General features: G+C 71.4%; 12 protein-coding genes. 6 read left to right on the top strand and 6 right to left on the bottom strand.

All coding sequences use genetic code 11. The annotated features are described in order from the left end of the window. The first annotated feature begins 4 nt into the window (after positions 1-4). Positions 5-1,417 (top strand): dihydrolipoyl dehydrogenase family protein, encoded by a 1,413-nt coding sequence (locus ACIBK1_RS01615; protein ID WP_197042661.1) that lies wholly within the window; start codon positions 5-7, stop codon positions 1,415-1,417. A gap of 9 nt (positions 1,418-1,426) precedes the next feature. Here the strand turns inward: ACIBK1_RS01615 and ACIBK1_RS01610 are convergent, their stop codons facing one another. Together ACIBK1_RS01610 and ACIBK1_RS01605 are read right to left on the bottom strand one after the other, a co-directional pair. Next, entirely contained in the window at positions 1,427-2,125 is a 699-nt protein-coding gene (locus ACIBK1_RS01610) for a response regulator transcription factor (protein ID WP_030508714.1), read from the bottom strand. Then, entirely contained in the window at positions 2,122-3,354 is a 1,233-nt protein-coding gene (locus ACIBK1_RS01605) for a sensor histidine kinase (RefSeq protein ID WP_396731534.1), read from the bottom strand. The genes ACIBK1_RS01610 and ACIBK1_RS01605 overlap by 4 nt, the downstream gene beginning before the upstream one ends. A 164-nt stretch (positions 3,355-3,518) precedes the next feature. Here ACIBK1_RS01605 and ACIBK1_RS01600 point away from each other — a divergent pair, with 164 nt between their 5' ends. After that, entirely contained in the window at positions 3,519-5,696 is a 2,178-nt protein-coding gene (locus ACIBK1_RS01600) for an MMPL family transporter (protein ID WP_396731531.1), read from the top strand. Between the two features lies 1 nt (position 5,697). Here ACIBK1_RS01600 and ACIBK1_RS01595 read toward each other — a convergent pair whose 3' ends face one another. Beyond that, a complete protein-coding gene (locus ACIBK1_RS01595; RefSeq protein ID WP_396731528.1) occupies positions 5,698-6,324 on the bottom strand; it encodes a uridine kinase in 627 nt (208 codons plus the stop codon). Between the two features lie 117 nt (positions 6,325-6,441). Here ACIBK1_RS01595 and ACIBK1_RS01590 point away from each other — a divergent pair, with 117 nt between their 5' ends. Continuing rightward, on the top strand, positions 6,442-7,830 hold the full coding sequence (locus tag ACIBK1_RS01590; RefSeq protein WP_396731525.1) for a cytochrome ubiquinol oxidase subunit I: 1,389 nt from the start codon (positions 6,442-6,444) through the stop codon (positions 7,828-7,830). An 11-nt stretch (positions 7,831-7,841) separates the two neighbouring features. Further along, positions 7,842-8,816: a cytochrome d ubiquinol oxidase subunit II gene (gene cydB, locus ACIBK1_RS01585; protein ID WP_030508719.1), complete on the top strand. Its 975-nt coding sequence runs from the start codon at positions 7,842-7,844 to the stop codon at positions 8,814-8,816. Between the two features lie 52 nt (positions 8,817-8,868). Here cydB and ACIBK1_RS01580 read toward each other — a convergent pair whose 3' ends face one another. From ACIBK1_RS01580 to mads6, 3 genes are all read right to left on the bottom strand, one after another. Then, the gene (locus tag ACIBK1_RS01580; protein WP_030508720.1) at positions 8,869-9,276 is read right to left on the bottom strand and encodes a pyridoxamine 5'-phosphate oxidase family protein; all 408 of its coding nucleotides are present in this window, start codon (positions 9,274-9,276) and stop codon (positions 8,869-8,871) included. Between the two features lie 75 nt (positions 9,277-9,351). After that, positions 9,352-9,993, bottom strand: coding sequence for a response regulator transcription factor (locus tag ACIBK1_RS01575; protein ID WP_357321238.1), 642 nt, complete (start codon positions 9,991-9,993; stop codon positions 9,352-9,354). A gap of 61 nt (positions 9,994-10,054) precedes the next feature. After that, entirely contained in the window at positions 10,055-11,458 is a 1,404-nt protein-coding gene (gene mads6, locus ACIBK1_RS01570; RefSeq protein WP_030507821.1) for a methylation-associated defense system protein kinase MAD6, read from the bottom strand. Positions 11,459-11,679: 221 nt separating this feature from the next. Between mads6 and ACIBK1_RS01565 the strand changes: the two genes are divergently transcribed. Together ACIBK1_RS01565 and ACIBK1_RS01560 are read left to right on the top strand one after the other, a co-directional pair. Further along, positions 11,680-12,726 (top strand): NAD-dependent epimerase/dehydratase family protein, encoded by a 1,047-nt coding sequence (locus ACIBK1_RS01565; RefSeq protein WP_030507822.1) that lies wholly within the window; start codon positions 11,680-11,682, stop codon positions 12,724-12,726. Positions 12,727-12,749: 23 nt separating this feature from the next. Beyond that, positions 12,750-12,998: a hypothetical protein gene (locus ACIBK1_RS01560; RefSeq protein WP_396731520.1), complete on the top strand. Its 249-nt coding sequence runs from the start codon at positions 12,750-12,752 to the stop codon at positions 12,996-12,998. Positions 12,999-13,276 lie beyond the last annotated feature (278 nt).

Genomic DNA, 13,276 nt, shown 5'->3' with positions numbered 1-13,276 from the left:
GTGCGTGGAAGACTTCGATGTGATCGTGATAGGCGCGGGTCCGGCAGGCGAGGTCGCGGCGGGACGGCTGGCGGCGGCCGGCCTCAGCACCGTCATCGTGGAGAGCGAGCTGGCGGGTGGGGAGTGCTCCTACTGGGCCTGCATGCCGAGCAAGGCGCTCCTGCGGCCGGTGGACCTCGCGGGAGAGGTGGGCCGGGTCACCGGCCTGCGGCTCGCCGGTCCGATCGACGCCGGCGCGGTGCTGGCCCGGCGTGACGCCGTGGTCTCGCAGTACGACGACGCGGGGCAGGCCCGGTGGCTCGACTCGGCTGGCGTGACGCTCGTGCGCGGCACGGGACGGCTCGCCGGACCCCGGCGGGTCGAGGTCACGACGGCCGACGGCGGCGTCCGCACGCTTGTCGCGAACCACGCCGTCGTGCTGGCCACCGGCAGCCGCTCGGTGATCCCGCCCGTGGCCGGTCTCGCCGCGGCCGGGCCGTGGACGAACCGTGAGGCGACCGGCGCGCGTGCCATACCGGAGCGGCTCGTGGTGATCGGCGGCGGCGTGGTCGCGTGCGAGATGGCCCAGGCCATGCGCGGGCTCGGGTCCCGGGAGGTCACGATGCTCGTGCGGGGCGGCGACCTGCTGACGAGGATGGAGCCCTTCGCGGGGGAGACGGTCGCGCGGTCGCTGGCGGACCAGGGGGTCGACATCCGCACGCACGAGAGCGCGGAGAAGGTCGAGCGGCCGGAGCCGGGCGGCGAGGTCACGGTGCGGCTCGCGAGCGGGGGGACGGTCAGGGCCGACGAGATCCTGGTCGCCGCCGGTCGCCGGTCCGCCACCGACGACCTCGGCCTGGCCTCGGTCGGGCTGCCGGAGTCCCGTCCGGTCGAGGTGGACGACAGCATGCGGGCCACCGGTGTGGCGGACGGCTGGCTCTACGCGGTGGGAGACGTCAACGGTCGCGCGCTCCTCACGCACATGGGCAAATACCAGGCGCGGGCGGCCTCCGACGTGATCGTCGCCCGTGTCCGGGGCGAGGCGGACGACCGGCCCGGCATGCGCGATCGCGCGGACCGCGCGGGGGCGCCGCAGGTGGTCTTCACCGATCCGCAGGTGTGCGCGGTGGGCCGCACGGAGGCGCAGGCCCGCGCCGAGGGCTTCGACGTGCGGGTCGTGGAGCACGACATGGAGCAGGTGGCCGGCGGCTACCTCCTCGGCGAGGGCTATCGGGGCAAGGCCAAGGCGGTGGTGGACGAGCGCCGCCGGGTGCTGCTCGGCGTGACCTTCGTGGCTCCGGGAGCGGCCGAGCTGCTGCACGCCGCGACGATCGCGGTCACGTCCGAGGTGACCCTGGACGACCTGTGGCACGCCGTCCCGTCGTACCCGACGGTCAGCGAGGTGTGGCTGCGCCTGCTGGAGGCGTACGGGCTCTAGGGAGCGCGGTCACCCGTCAGGGCTGACCAGTCCTGTCTGGTAGGCGATGACGACCAGCTGTGCGCGGTCGCGCGCAGCCAGCTTCGTCATCGCACGGCTGACATGGGTGCGGGCGGTGGCCGGGCTGAGGGACAGCTCGGCGCCGATCTCGTGGTTGCTCAGGCCCCGGCCCACCAGGGCCAGCACTTCCCGCTCGCGCTCGGTGAGCACCGCGAGCCGGTCGTCCGCGGCCTTGGCCGCCTTCCGCAGCGCGGTGAACCGGCCGATGAGACGTCTGGTGATCCGCGGTGCCAGCAGGGCCTCTCCCGCGGCGACCACCCGAATGGCGTGCAGGAGCTCGGCCGGTCCCGCGTCCTTGAGCAGAAAGCCGCTGGCGCCGGCCTGCAGTGCCTCGAAAACGTAGGCGTCGGTGTCGTAGGTGGTCAGGATGAGGATCCGGACGCGCTCAAGCCCACGCATCCGGGTGATCTCGGCCGTGGCCCGGATCCCGTCCAGCTTGGGCATGCGGATGTCCATGAGGACGACGTCGGGACGGGTCGTGCGGGCGCTCTCTACGGCTTCGGCCCCGTTGGTCGCCTCGCCGACCACGGTGATGTCGTCCTCGACGTCGAGCAGCAGTCTGAACCCCGATCGCACGAGCCTCTCGTCGTCGGCGAGCAGCACCTTGATCGGAGAGGCGGCCGACGGTGGGACGAATGCCGTGTTCATAGGCGCGCTCCGGTCGGTACGAGGGGCAGCCGGGCCCTGACCTCGAACCCTCCGCCAGGAGTCGGCTTGGCGTCGAGGTCTCCGCCGAGCAGCTGACAGCGCTCGCGCATGCCCGATATGCCGCGGCCGGCCCCGGCCGGCGCGTCCGTGCCGTCGCCGGATGCCCGATCCGCGGGGCCGCCGCCGGATCCGGTGCGGCGGCCTTCGTCGGCCACGCGGATCTCCAGGCTGTCGACGCTCGGATTCAGTGCGACCGTGACCCGGGTCGGACCGACGTGGCGGATCACGTTGGTGAGCGACTCCTGCAGGATCCGGTAGGCGGCGCTGTCCACCGCGCTCGGCAGCGGCGTCTCAGGGGCGGGCGCTTCGAGCGTGACGTCCAGTCCGGCGTCGCGTGCCTTGGCGGTGAGTTCGCCGATCTGATCGAGGCCGGGGTGGGGGGCGCGGCCGTCGTCGTCGTCACGGAGCACACCGAGGATGACGCGCATCTCGTGCAGCGCCCGCGAGCTGGTCTGCTCGATGGCCCGCAGCGCCGCGCGGGCCTGTTCCGGTCTCTTGTCGAGCACGTGCGCGGTGACCCCGGACTGCACGTTGATGATCGCGATGGCGTGCGCGACGGTGTCGTGGACTTCGCGTGCGATTCTGAGCCGTTCGGCGTCGACCCGCGCGCGTGCTTCGTCCTCACGGGTCCGTTCGGCCAGTTCCGCGCGCGCCTCCGCTTCGGCCGCGATGACCCGCCGGGACCGGACGGACTCGCCGAGAGCCACGCTCATGACCGACGCGCCGATGCGGAAGTACACCCATCCGATGGCGGCGCGCGGCTGGATGTCGGCCGCCGCGACCAGCCACCAGACGGCGAGCACGCCGGTGCCGACACCGGCGATCACCAGCGACCGGCGCCCGTCACCGTAGGCGGCGAGGGTGTACAGGGCGACGAAGAGCCCGAGCCAGCCGGGCCCGTCCGGGAAGTCGAGACCGTAGTACACCAGGCTGGCGAGCGCGGCGGTGACGAACACGGCGACCGGCCACCGGCGGCGGACGGCCAGCACCAGGCCGTTCACCGCCAGCAGCGCGAACCCGAGGTGTCCGAAGTCGGTGAGCGGACGGATCGTCCCCTCGGCGGCGACGCGGATGAGCGTCCCCTGCACCTGCATCACGGTGACGAAGAGCGCGAGTGCCACATCCTGCGCCACCACATGCACGGGGGGCGACGCGGCACGGTGATTCATGCCGTGATCGTACTGTTTCCGCACCCGGACGAGGCTTCGCTCAGACGCGTGAGCCGCTACCCCGGCGGGCGTAGCGGAACGGGAGACGCCTACGTCCGATCGCGTAGACGCCGCCATCCGATGTCAGAGGCCGCGGCGGCCTCACCCGCACGACGATTGCCGCCATGAACGATCACTCTCTCGCACGGCACAGGCCCGGTACGGATGGAGCTCTGGCGAGACTGGCCCGGTTCTGTCATCGGCGGCGCCGCCTGGTAGTCCTGGCCTGGATCGCCGGCGTGGTCGCCCTGGCGATCGCCGGTTTCGGCTACGGCGCCGCTCCCGAGAACGACTTCTCCGGCGGAGACTCCGACTCCGCGAAGGCGCAGGTGCTGATCGAGAGGCACTTCCCCGAGAGGCAGGGGGACACGCTGACTCTCGCGATCAGGACGGAGAGGGGAATCGACGACCCCGTCGCCCGCCGGAGGATCGAGAAGACGCTCGCCGATCTGGCGGCCTCACCGGTCGTGGGGCCGGTGACCTCGCCGTACCAGGACAGGAGCCTGGCGACGCAGGACCGCCGCATCGCCCGCACGACTGTCCCGCTGACCCGGAAGGAGGTGGACAAGACCGAGGTCAAGCCCTTGGTGGAGATGGTCAGGAACGCCTCCGGCGACGGTGTCACGCTGGCGCTGGGCGGAACTCAGGCGGAGAAGGCCGAGACACCTCCGCAGGGTTCGGCCGAGAGCGTGGGCATCCTGGCCGCAGCGGTGATCCTGTTCATCGCCTTCGGGTCCCTGGTGGCGATGGGCCTGCCGATCGTGACCGCGCTGCTGGCGATCGTCGCCGGAATCGCCCTGATGAAGCTGCTGGGCTACGTGGTCCCCGCGCCGGATTTCACCGTCGTCATCGCCGCCATGGTGGGGCTCGGCGTCGGCATCGACTACGCGCTGTTCATCGTGACCCGCTACAAGGACGGCCTGCGGGACGGAGACGAGCCCGAGACCGCCACGGTCAAGGCCATCGCCACCGCTGGTCACGCGGTGCTGTTCGCGGGCACGACCGTCGTGATCGCGCTGATGGGCCTGATCGTCATGGGACAGCGGCTGATGACCGGGGTGGCCGTCGCCACTTCGGCGATCGTGCTCGTGACGATGATCGCGGCGGTGACTCTGCTGCCGGCGTTCCTGGGCTTCACCGGCCACAAGATCGACTCGTTGCGCCTGCCCCGTCGCACGTCCCGGGAGCGCCGTACCCTCGCCGAGCGCTGGGCCGGCGTGGTGCAGCGCAGGCCGCTGGTCTCCGCCGTTCTGGCCGGAGCGGTCCTGGTGGTGCTGGCCGCTCCCACGCTGTCGATGCGGCTGAGCAACCCCGACGCCAGCGTCCAGCCCCGTGACAGGAGCAGTTACCTCTCGTACGAGATCCTCTCCGAGGGCTTCGGCCCCGGCTACGGCGCACCCCTGATCTTCGCCACCGAGGTGGGATCCGGCCAGGCCGATCTGCGCCCCCTCGTCGCAGCGGTCGGCGCGACCGAGGGCATCGCCTACGCCACGCCTCCTCAGGTCAGCGAGGACGGGCAGGCCGCGATCTTCATGGCCTTCCCCACGACCGGATACCAGGACGAGGCGACCGCGGACCTGGTGCACCGGCTCCGCGACGACGTGCTGCCCGGGGCACCTGGCGGCGGGGGAGTCTACGTCGGCGGTCCGAACGCCGCGACGATCGACACCGCCGATGACGTCGGCTCGCGCCTGCCCCTGATGATCGCGGTCGTCGTCGCGGTGTCCCTGGTGCTGCTGATCGCGCTGGTCCGGTCGGTCACGATCGCGCTGCAGGCCGCCGTCATGAACCTGCTGTCGATCGGCGCCGCCTACCGCGTGCTCGTCGCGGTCGTCCAGTGGGGGTGGCTGGGCTCGGTCCTCGGCTTCCCCACCGCCATGCCGATCACGACGTGGGTGCCGATGATGATTTTCCCCGTGCTGTTCGGCCTGTCCATGGACTACGAGGTCTTCCTGATCTCGCGGGTGCGCGAGGAGTACGAGCGCACCGGCGACACCCGGGCGGCCGTCGCCCACGGGATGGCGCGGACCGCCAAGGTCATCACGGCCGCGGCCGCCATCATGATCGCCGTCTTCACGACATCCCTGCTCGGCTCCGACGTCGCGGTGAAGCAGGGTGGTCTCGGCATGGCGGTCGCCGTACTGATCGACGCCACCGTCATCCGGCTGGTCCTCGTCCCCGCGGTGATGGAACTGTGCGGGAAGGCCAACTGGTGGATGCCCGGACGCCGGGCACCGAAGCGGGCCCCGACGCCATCCGCCGAGGCCGGGGAAGCCGAGGTCGGGGAAGAGATCAGGGTCTGAGTCATCGGATCACCAGGGCGGGATGGCGGGGGTCCTCGACGCGGACGACCACATCGGCGGCCCGCAGCGGCCCGGTCTCGCGCTCGTATCGCTCGTAGGCGGGCAGCGTCCACCGCTCCTCCGGCGGCGTGCGGCGGGCCAGCGCGGCGGCCGACAGGGACAGGTGGACGGTCACGTCGAACGGCAGGCCGCGCCCGAGCAGCAGCGCGCCGTCGAGCAGCACCACCCCGCCCGGCTTCAGCGTCACGTAGTCCGCACGGGTGGCCCGGTCGCGCTCGCTGTCCCACAGCGAGGGCAGCACCCGGCCCGGACGGCCCGCCTCCAGCGGCCCGAGCACCTCGCGGACGAGGCCGCCCACGTCCAGCCACTCGTCGTGGAAGACGTCGGGGTCGGTCCTGCCGAACTCCAGCCGGAGCGAGGCGGGGCGCAGGAACCCGGCCGCGGGCACCCGCAGGACCTCCCGGCCGCGCAGGCGCAGCGGCTCCACCAGGTCGTCGGCCAGCCGCCCCGGCTCGGCGGCGGGGGCGCCGTCCACGGCGACGCGCACCCAGGCGTCGCGCGGCCGGTCGGCGATCAGGTCGGCGAGTTCCTCCACGAGCAGGGACGGGGAGACGGGACGCGCACGCACGCCCCCATCATTTCCCACCGAGTGACCAAGGTCCCCCCGGGGCGGGTCGGGCAGCCCTGTGACCATGATCCGGGCTGAGTCAGGCTTCAGACGTCCCTTCATGACTGTGGAGCCCTCATGGACGTCCTGGATCTGTCCCGGTGGCAGTTCGGCATCACAACCGTCTACCACTTCCTGTTCGTGCCGCTCACGATCGGCCTGTCGGTTCTCGTGGCCGGATTCCAGACGGCCTGGCACCGTACGGGTAACGCGGCGTACCTGCGGATGACGAAGTTCTGGGGCAGGCTGTTCCTGATCAACTTCGCGATGGGCGTGGTCACCGGCATCGTCCAGGAGTTCCAGTTCGGGATGAACTGGAGCGCCTACTCGCGCTTCGTCGGCGACGTGTTCGGCGCGCCGCTCGCGATGGAAGGGCTGATGGCCTTCTTCCTGGAGTCCACCTTCCTCGGCCTGTGGATATTCGGCTGGGACAAGCTGCCGAAGAGGGTCCACCTGGCCACGATCTGGCTGGCCGCGATCGGCACGAACATCTCCGCGTACTTCATCCTCGCGGCCAACTCCTGGATGCAGCACCCGGTCGGCTACCGGCTCAACCCGGCCACCGGACGCGCGGAGCTCACCGACATCTGGGCCGTGCTGACGAACGTCACCACCCTCGCGACGTTCCCCCATGTGATCTTCGGCGCGTTCGTGACGGCCGGCGCGTTCGTCATCGGCGTGAGCGCCTGGCAGCTCGCGCGCAGGCGTGAGGTGGACCTGTTCCGCGCCTCGGCCCGCGCCGCCCTGGTCGTCACACTGGCCGCCTCGGCCGGGGTGATGCTGAGCGGCCACTGGCAGGCGCAGATCATGACGAGGCAGCAGCCCATGAAGATGGCCGCCGCCGAGGCCCTGTGGGAGGACGAGGCCTCCGCGGGCTTTTCGATCTTCGCGGTCGGCGACGTGGAGAACGGCCGCAACCACATCAACGTCCAGATCCCCTACGGCCTGAGCCTGCTGTCCACCAACACCCTGGACGGCAGGGTCGAGGGCATCAACGACATCCAGGCGCGCTACGAGAAGACGTACGGACCCGGCGACTACCGGCCGGTCGTCGGCCTCGCGTACTGGTCGTTCCGCCTGATGATCGGCTTCGGCGCCCTGGCGGGGCTGCTGGCGCTGGCCGGTCTGTGGTTCACCCGCCGCCGCAGGCTGCCCGGCAACCCCTGGTTCTACCGGATCGGCGTGCTCGGCATCGGCCTGCCGTTCCTGGCCAACACGCTCGGGTGGATCTTCACCGAGATGGGCCGCCAGCCGTGGACCGTGTTCGGCGTCATGCGGACCGCCGCGGCCGTCTCCCCGGGCTCCGACGTCGGCGAGGTGGCGACCACCCTGATCGGGTTCACGCTGGTCTACGCCGTGCTGGCGGTCATCGAGGTCCGTCTGCTGCTGAAGTTCATCCGGAAGGGGCCGGAGCCCGAGGACGCGGTCCACCGGGACGAGCCCGCTCTCCCCGCCCTGTCGTACTGAAGGACGATCTCATGGAGCTCACCACCGTCTGGTTCCTGCTCATCGCCGTCCTGTGGACGGGCTACTTCGTGCTGGAGGGGTTCGACTTCGGCGTCGGCGTCCTGCTGCCGTTCCTCGGCCGCGACGAGGCCGAGCGCGGCACGCTCACGCGCGCCATCGGCCCGGTCTGGGACGGCAACGAGGTCTGGCTGCTGGTCGCGGGCGGCGCGACGTTCGCCGCCTTCCCCGAGTGGTACGCCACCCTGTTCAGCGGCTTCTACCTGCCGCTCTTCCTGATCCTGCTGGCTTTGATCGTGCGCGGGGTGGCGCTGGAGTATCGCTCGAAGAGCGACAGCACCCGGGGCTGGGACCACGCGTTCTTCTGGGGCTCGCTCGGCCCGGCCTTCCTGTGGGGCGTGGCCTTCGCCAACATCGTGCGCGGGGTCCCGCTGGACGCCCGGCACGAGTACACCGGAGGACTGTTCGACCTGCTCACCCCCTACGCTCTGCTGGGCGGCGCGGCCACGCTGGCGCTGTTCACCCTGCACGGCGCCGTGTTCACCGCGCTCAAGACGACCGGCGAGCTGCGGGAACGGGCCAGGACGGCCGCCCGGTGGACCGGCCTGGCCGCCCTCGTGCTGGGCGGGGCGTTCCTGCTGGTCACGCAGCTCATGACCGGCACGGCGGGCACCTGGGCGAGCGTGGCGGTCGCCGCCGCCGGGATCGCCGGCGCGCTCGTCGCGACGCTGCGCGGCCGGGACGGGTGGGCCTTCCTCGCCAACGCGGCCGCCATCGTCGCGGTCACCGTCACGCTCTTCGGCGGCCTGTGGCCGGACGTCATGCCCGCGCTCGACCCGGCCAACAGCCTGACCGTCCACAACGCGGCGTCCACGCCGTACACGCTGGGCGTCATGACCTGGGTGGCGGCGATCTTCACTCCGGTGGTCCTCGCCTACCAGGCGTGGACCTACTGGGTGTTCCGCCGTCGCCTGACGGTCACCCGCTGACGCATACGAGAGCGCCCGCCTCGGGAGACGAGGCGGGCGTTCTTCATGGGCGCTATCGGTTGAGCCGGCGGCCGGAGATCTGTTCGGGGGCCATGACGATGAAGTGGTCGTGGGTTCCTGGCACCCACGGCGTGAGCGGCAGCGCCGACAGGCGGGCGATCTCCTCCGGTTCCGAGACCGCGCGGGCGTGCCCGACCGCGGTCACCGACCAGCCCCGGCGGAACGTCACGTCGAAGTCGTCGGCCTCGAAGGCGACGACGGCGTTGCGCGCTGCCGCGGCGAGCTTGGAACCGGGGGCGGTCCGGATGACGATGTTCCCGTCGAGCAGGCAGAAGTTGACCGGCTGGACGGCGGGGAGAGCACGATCGGTGAAGACGATCCTGCCGATGGGGGCGGAGGCCAGCAGGTCCAGGCATTCCCCTCCGCTGAGGATCTCCAGGCCGGCCGAGTCGAGCTTCATGTCTGCAAGCCTGCGGGATCGACCGCCGCCGGGTTAGGGACGAAGGTCCCGTCGTCGACGTCGATCGGCCCCGGCTCAGCCGTCCCGTCCGGCCTTGAGGCGGGCGGCGAGCGCGGCGGCCTGGGTGCGGCGCTGCATGTCGAGCTTGCTCAGCAGGTTGGACACGTAGTTCTTGACCGTCTTCTCGGCCAGGAACATCCGCTCGCCGATCTGGCGGTTGGTCAGGCCCTCGCCGATCAGCTCCAGGATCTGCCGCTCCTGGTCCGACAGCGCGGCCAGCGGGTCCTTCTTCGCGGCCTGGTCGCGCAGCCGGTGCAGCATCGCGGCCGTGGTCTGCGGGTCGAGCAGCGACTGCCCGCCGGCCACCGTGCGCACCGCGCCCACCAGGTCCGAGCCGTGGATCTGCTTGAGCACATAACCGGCCGCCCCGGCCATGACCGCGTTGAACAACGCCTCGTCGTCGGCGTAGGAGGTCAGCATCAGACAGGCCAGGCCGGGCACCTTCGAGCGCACCTCACGGCAGACGTCCACGCCGCTGCCGTCGGGCAGGCGCACGTCGAGCACCGCCACGTCCGGCTTCAGCGCGGGGATGCGGGCCACGGCCGACTCGGCCGTCCCCGCCTCGCCGACGATCTCGATGTCGTCCTCGGCGTCCAGCAACGCCGCCACCCCACGCCGTACGACCTCGTGGTCGTCCACCAGGAACACCCGAATCATGACCTGGACGCTAGCCTTTCCCGGGCCGTGGGAGAAGTGGCGAAGGTCCCGTGTCCGGCTCTCAGTGACGGGACAGGCGGCGCAGTGCGCTCCTGATCCTGCCGCCGAACGGCGCGCGCCGCCGGGGCTGGGCGTCGCGGGCCACCCGCAGCTCCGCGAGGGCCGTGGCCGCGTCGGGCCGCTTGGCCGGTGTGGGGTCGCGCATCCGCCGTACGAGGTCCATGACCTCGGGGGCGACGCCTCCGGCGTCCGGCTCGGCGTCCACGCCGGGCGCGGGCAGCTCGCCGGTGAGGAGCTGGAAGGCGATCACCCCGGCCGAGTACACGTCGGCGGCGGGGGTCATCCGGTCGGGGCGGGCCCGGCACTCGGGGGCGACGTAGTGGACGTCGAGGATGTTGGGCAGCTCGTTGGCCACGGTGTGCTTGCGCGGGCCGGGCTTGGCGTAGTCAAAGCCGGTCAGCATCGCGTTGCCGCCGTCGGTGACGAGCACGCAGGCGGGGGTCAGCGCCCGGTGGATGACGTTGTTGGCGTGGACGTGGGCGAGGCCGTCCAGCATGTCCTCCATCACGGCGAGCTTGGCGTCGATGCCCAGCTTGCGCCCGCTGAGGTGCAGGTGCAGGGCCTGCCCGTGGACGTCGTCGAGCACGAGCACGAACCGGCTCTCGTCGTCGATCGCGAAGAAGTCCCGTGAGCGTACGACGCAGGGATGCGGCGGGATCTTCGCGAGCGACTGGTAGGCGTTGGCGATCCGGCGCTGCTCGGCCACCCGCCGCCGCTGCTCGGCCATCGGGTCGGCGCGGTAGACCCGTAGCAGCACGGTCCCGCTGGTCGGGGCGATCGCGTTGATGGCGCGATACTCGGTGACCCGGCTGTCGCCGCCGAGCTGCTCCTCCACCTCCCAGTTGCCGAAGCGCGGGGGCGCGGTCGAGCGGCGCACGGTGCCGTTCAGCGCCTCCAGGATCGCGGTGCGGTACGGCTCGGCGTCGCGGCTGCATCCGTGCCGCACCCGGGACGCGTCGCTGAGCATGGGGATGAGCCCGGGGATCGTGGTGACGTGCCGGGCGTCCCGGCCGCTGGGGTCGACGAGCACGGCTCCGGGGGCGGTCAGCACCACCACGTTGTCGACGTACAACCGCTCCAGCTCGCGGTGCTCCTCGATCAGCAGGCCCTTCAGCGCCCGCGCGGTGCCGCGCAGCTTGGCCACCGGCGAGCCGAACGCCTCCCGGTGCTGGGGGAACCACCGGGTGCCCGACACCTCGAACCGGCCCCGGGCTCCCTTCACGTCGATCACCACGAGCGAGTGGCCGGTGAGCACGACCACGTCCACCTCGAACAGGTCGGCCCCACGCGGGATCTCGATGTTGTGCAGCAACAGCCAGTCGTCAGGGGCGTTGTCCCGCAGGTGCGCGATGACCCTTCGCTCGGCGTCATTGACGGGGCGTCCGCCACCGACGATCTGAGCCATCTCTGCCGCTCCGCCTCTCTGACCAGATTGAGAACTTAATCCTCCTAGGTAGCGGTATTCCCGCGCCACCACTGATTTCCCCGCATTGTCCCAGGGGAAATCTGGAGCTCCATCTTGGGGCTCGCTCCAGCCGGGCGAGCGTGGGGTGCATGATCGGCGATTTGTCGGGGATGGCCGCAATCGCGGTTTGTGATGACTGGTGCCGGGAAACGGAGTCTTTCATGCGAGTTGTCGTGGTTGGTGCGAGCGGAAACGTCGGCACGAGCGTGCTCGCGGCCCTGGAGTCCGAGCCCGGCGTGACCTCCGTCGTCGGCGTGGCCAGGCGGAAGCCGGGCTGGCAGCCGGCGAAGACCGAGTGGCGTACGGCCGACGTCTTCAGGGACGACCTCGATCCGATCTTCGCCGGCGCCGACGCGGTCGTGCACCTGGCCTGGCTGTTCCAGCCCTCGCACGACCCGATCACCACCTGGAACTCCAACGTGCTCGGCAGCATGCGCGTCTTCGACGCCGCCGTCCGCGCCGGGGTCTCCGTCCTCGTCTGCTCGTCGTCCGTGGGGGCGTACTCGCCCGGGCCGAAGGACCCGCCCGTCGACGAGTCCTGGCCGACCCACGGCTGGCCGAACGCCGCGTACGGACGGGAGAAGGCCTACATCGAGCGCGTGCTCGACATCTTCGAGCGCGACCACCCGGACATCCGCGTGGTGCGGATGCGCCCGGGGTTCATCTTCAAGGAGGAGGCCGCGACCGAGCAGCGGCGGCTGTTCGCCGGGCCGTTCCTGCCGCAGCGGCTGGTGCGGGCGGAGCTGATCCCGTTCGTGCCGGACATGCCGCGCCTGCGGTTCCAGGCGCTCCACTCGCGGGACGCCGGCGAGGCGTTCCGGCTGGCGCTCACCCGCGACGTGCGGGGGGCGTTCAACATCGCCGCCGACCCCGTGATCGACCCCGCGGTGCTGGCGGACCTGCTCGGCGCGCGGCGGGTGCCGGTCCCGGCCGCGGTGGTGCGCACGGCGGTGTCGGCCGGCTGGCATCTGCGGCTGATCCCGGCCTCGCCCGGCATGGTGGAGATGGTCCTGCAGGTGCCGATCATGGACACCTCCCGCGCCCGCGAGGAGCTGGGCTGGCGGCCCCGGCACAGCGCGGTGGACGCCCTGCGCGCCGTGATCGAGGGAATGCGGCGCGGGGCGGGCATGCAGACCCCGCCGCTCGCGCCCGACTCGGGCCGGGAGCGGATCAAGGAGGTCACGACGGGCGCGGGCACGCGGCCGTAGGAGACACCGGCGAGGGAGGCGCGATGGCGCTGCTGGACCCCGACTGCGTACGGCGGCTGCTGGAGTCGGCCGACCCGGACGTCGCGCTGGTCTTCGTCCGGGGCGAGTGCCGCGTGCTGCCGCTCGATGAGATCGACGAGAGGCACCGCGCGCTCGTGGTGGTGCGCCGCGCGGACCTGTCCGAGGCCCACGGCGACGAGCCGGTGACGGAGGAGCGGGTGGAGGCGCTCACGCGGTGCCTCGAGAACGCCGTACGCGACCTCGGGGGCTGAAGCCGCCACCCGGTCGTTGATGCGTGACGGAGGCGTCACTTTCGGTAACATCGTCTTGGACACATCCCCATCCGAGCGCGGTCCCCGACTTGTGGAGACGTGGCGCGGCGGCCCGGATATGCCGCCCGATGCCGTCCTCTGAGACAAATGGCGGCGTGTCGCGCGCTGACCCAAAATTCCGGAAAGCGCGACGGACAAATCGGACAGCGAACTTCGCACCGCTGGACAAATCAGGATCAAAAGCTATCGCAAGCTGTGATCTGATCGTCACCCTTCGT

The organism is Microbispora rosea, from assembly GCF_044460045.1.
Classification (GTDB): domain Bacteria; phylum Actinomycetota; class Actinomycetes; order Streptosporangiales; family Streptosporangiaceae; genus Microbispora; species Microbispora rosea.
Note: the sequence above shows the minus strand (reverse complement) of the source record. Positions and strands in the feature narration are given on the sequence as shown.

What these genes read in the sequence shown, in the direction of transcription:
- ACIBK1_RS01610 (WP_030508714.1), bottom strand. Translation starts at nt 2,125, where the DNA reads ATGAACACGGCATTCGTCCCACCGTCGGCCGCCTCTCCGATCAAGGTG.
- ACIBK1_RS01605 (WP_396731534.1), bottom strand. Translation starts at nt 3,354, where the DNA reads ATGAATCACCGTGCCGCGTCGCCCCCCGTGCATGTGGTGGCGCAGGAT.
- ACIBK1_RS01600 (WP_396731531.1), top strand. Translation starts at nt 3,519, where the DNA reads ATGAACGATCACTCTCTCGCACGGCACAGGCCCGGTACGGATGGAGCT.
- ACIBK1_RS01590 (WP_396731525.1), top strand. Translation starts at nt 6,442, where the DNA reads ATGGACGTCCTGGATCTGTCCCGGTGGCAGTTCGGCATCACAACCGTC.
- cydB (WP_030508719.1), top strand. Translation starts at nt 7,842, where the DNA reads ATGGAGCTCACCACCGTCTGGTTCCTGCTCATCGCCGTCCTGTGGACG.
- ACIBK1_RS01580 (WP_030508720.1), bottom strand. Translation starts at nt 9,276, where the DNA reads ATGAAGCTCGACTCGGCCGGCCTGGAGATCCTCAGCGGAGGGGAATGC.
- ACIBK1_RS01575 (WP_357321238.1), bottom strand. Translation starts at nt 9,993, where the DNA reads ATGATTCGGGTGTTCCTGGTGGACGACCACGAGGTCGTACGGCGTGGG.
- mads6 (WP_030507821.1), bottom strand. Translation starts at nt 11,458, where the DNA reads ATGGCTCAGATCGTCGGTGGCGGACGCCCCGTCAATGACGCCGAGCGA.
- ACIBK1_RS01565 (WP_030507822.1), top strand. Translation starts at nt 11,680, where the DNA reads ATGCGAGTTGTCGTGGTTGGTGCGAGCGGAAACGTCGGCACGAGCGTG.
- ACIBK1_RS01560 (WP_396731520.1), top strand. Translation starts at nt 12,750, where the DNA reads ATGGCGCTGCTGGACCCCGACTGCGTACGGCGGCTGCTGGAGTCGGCC.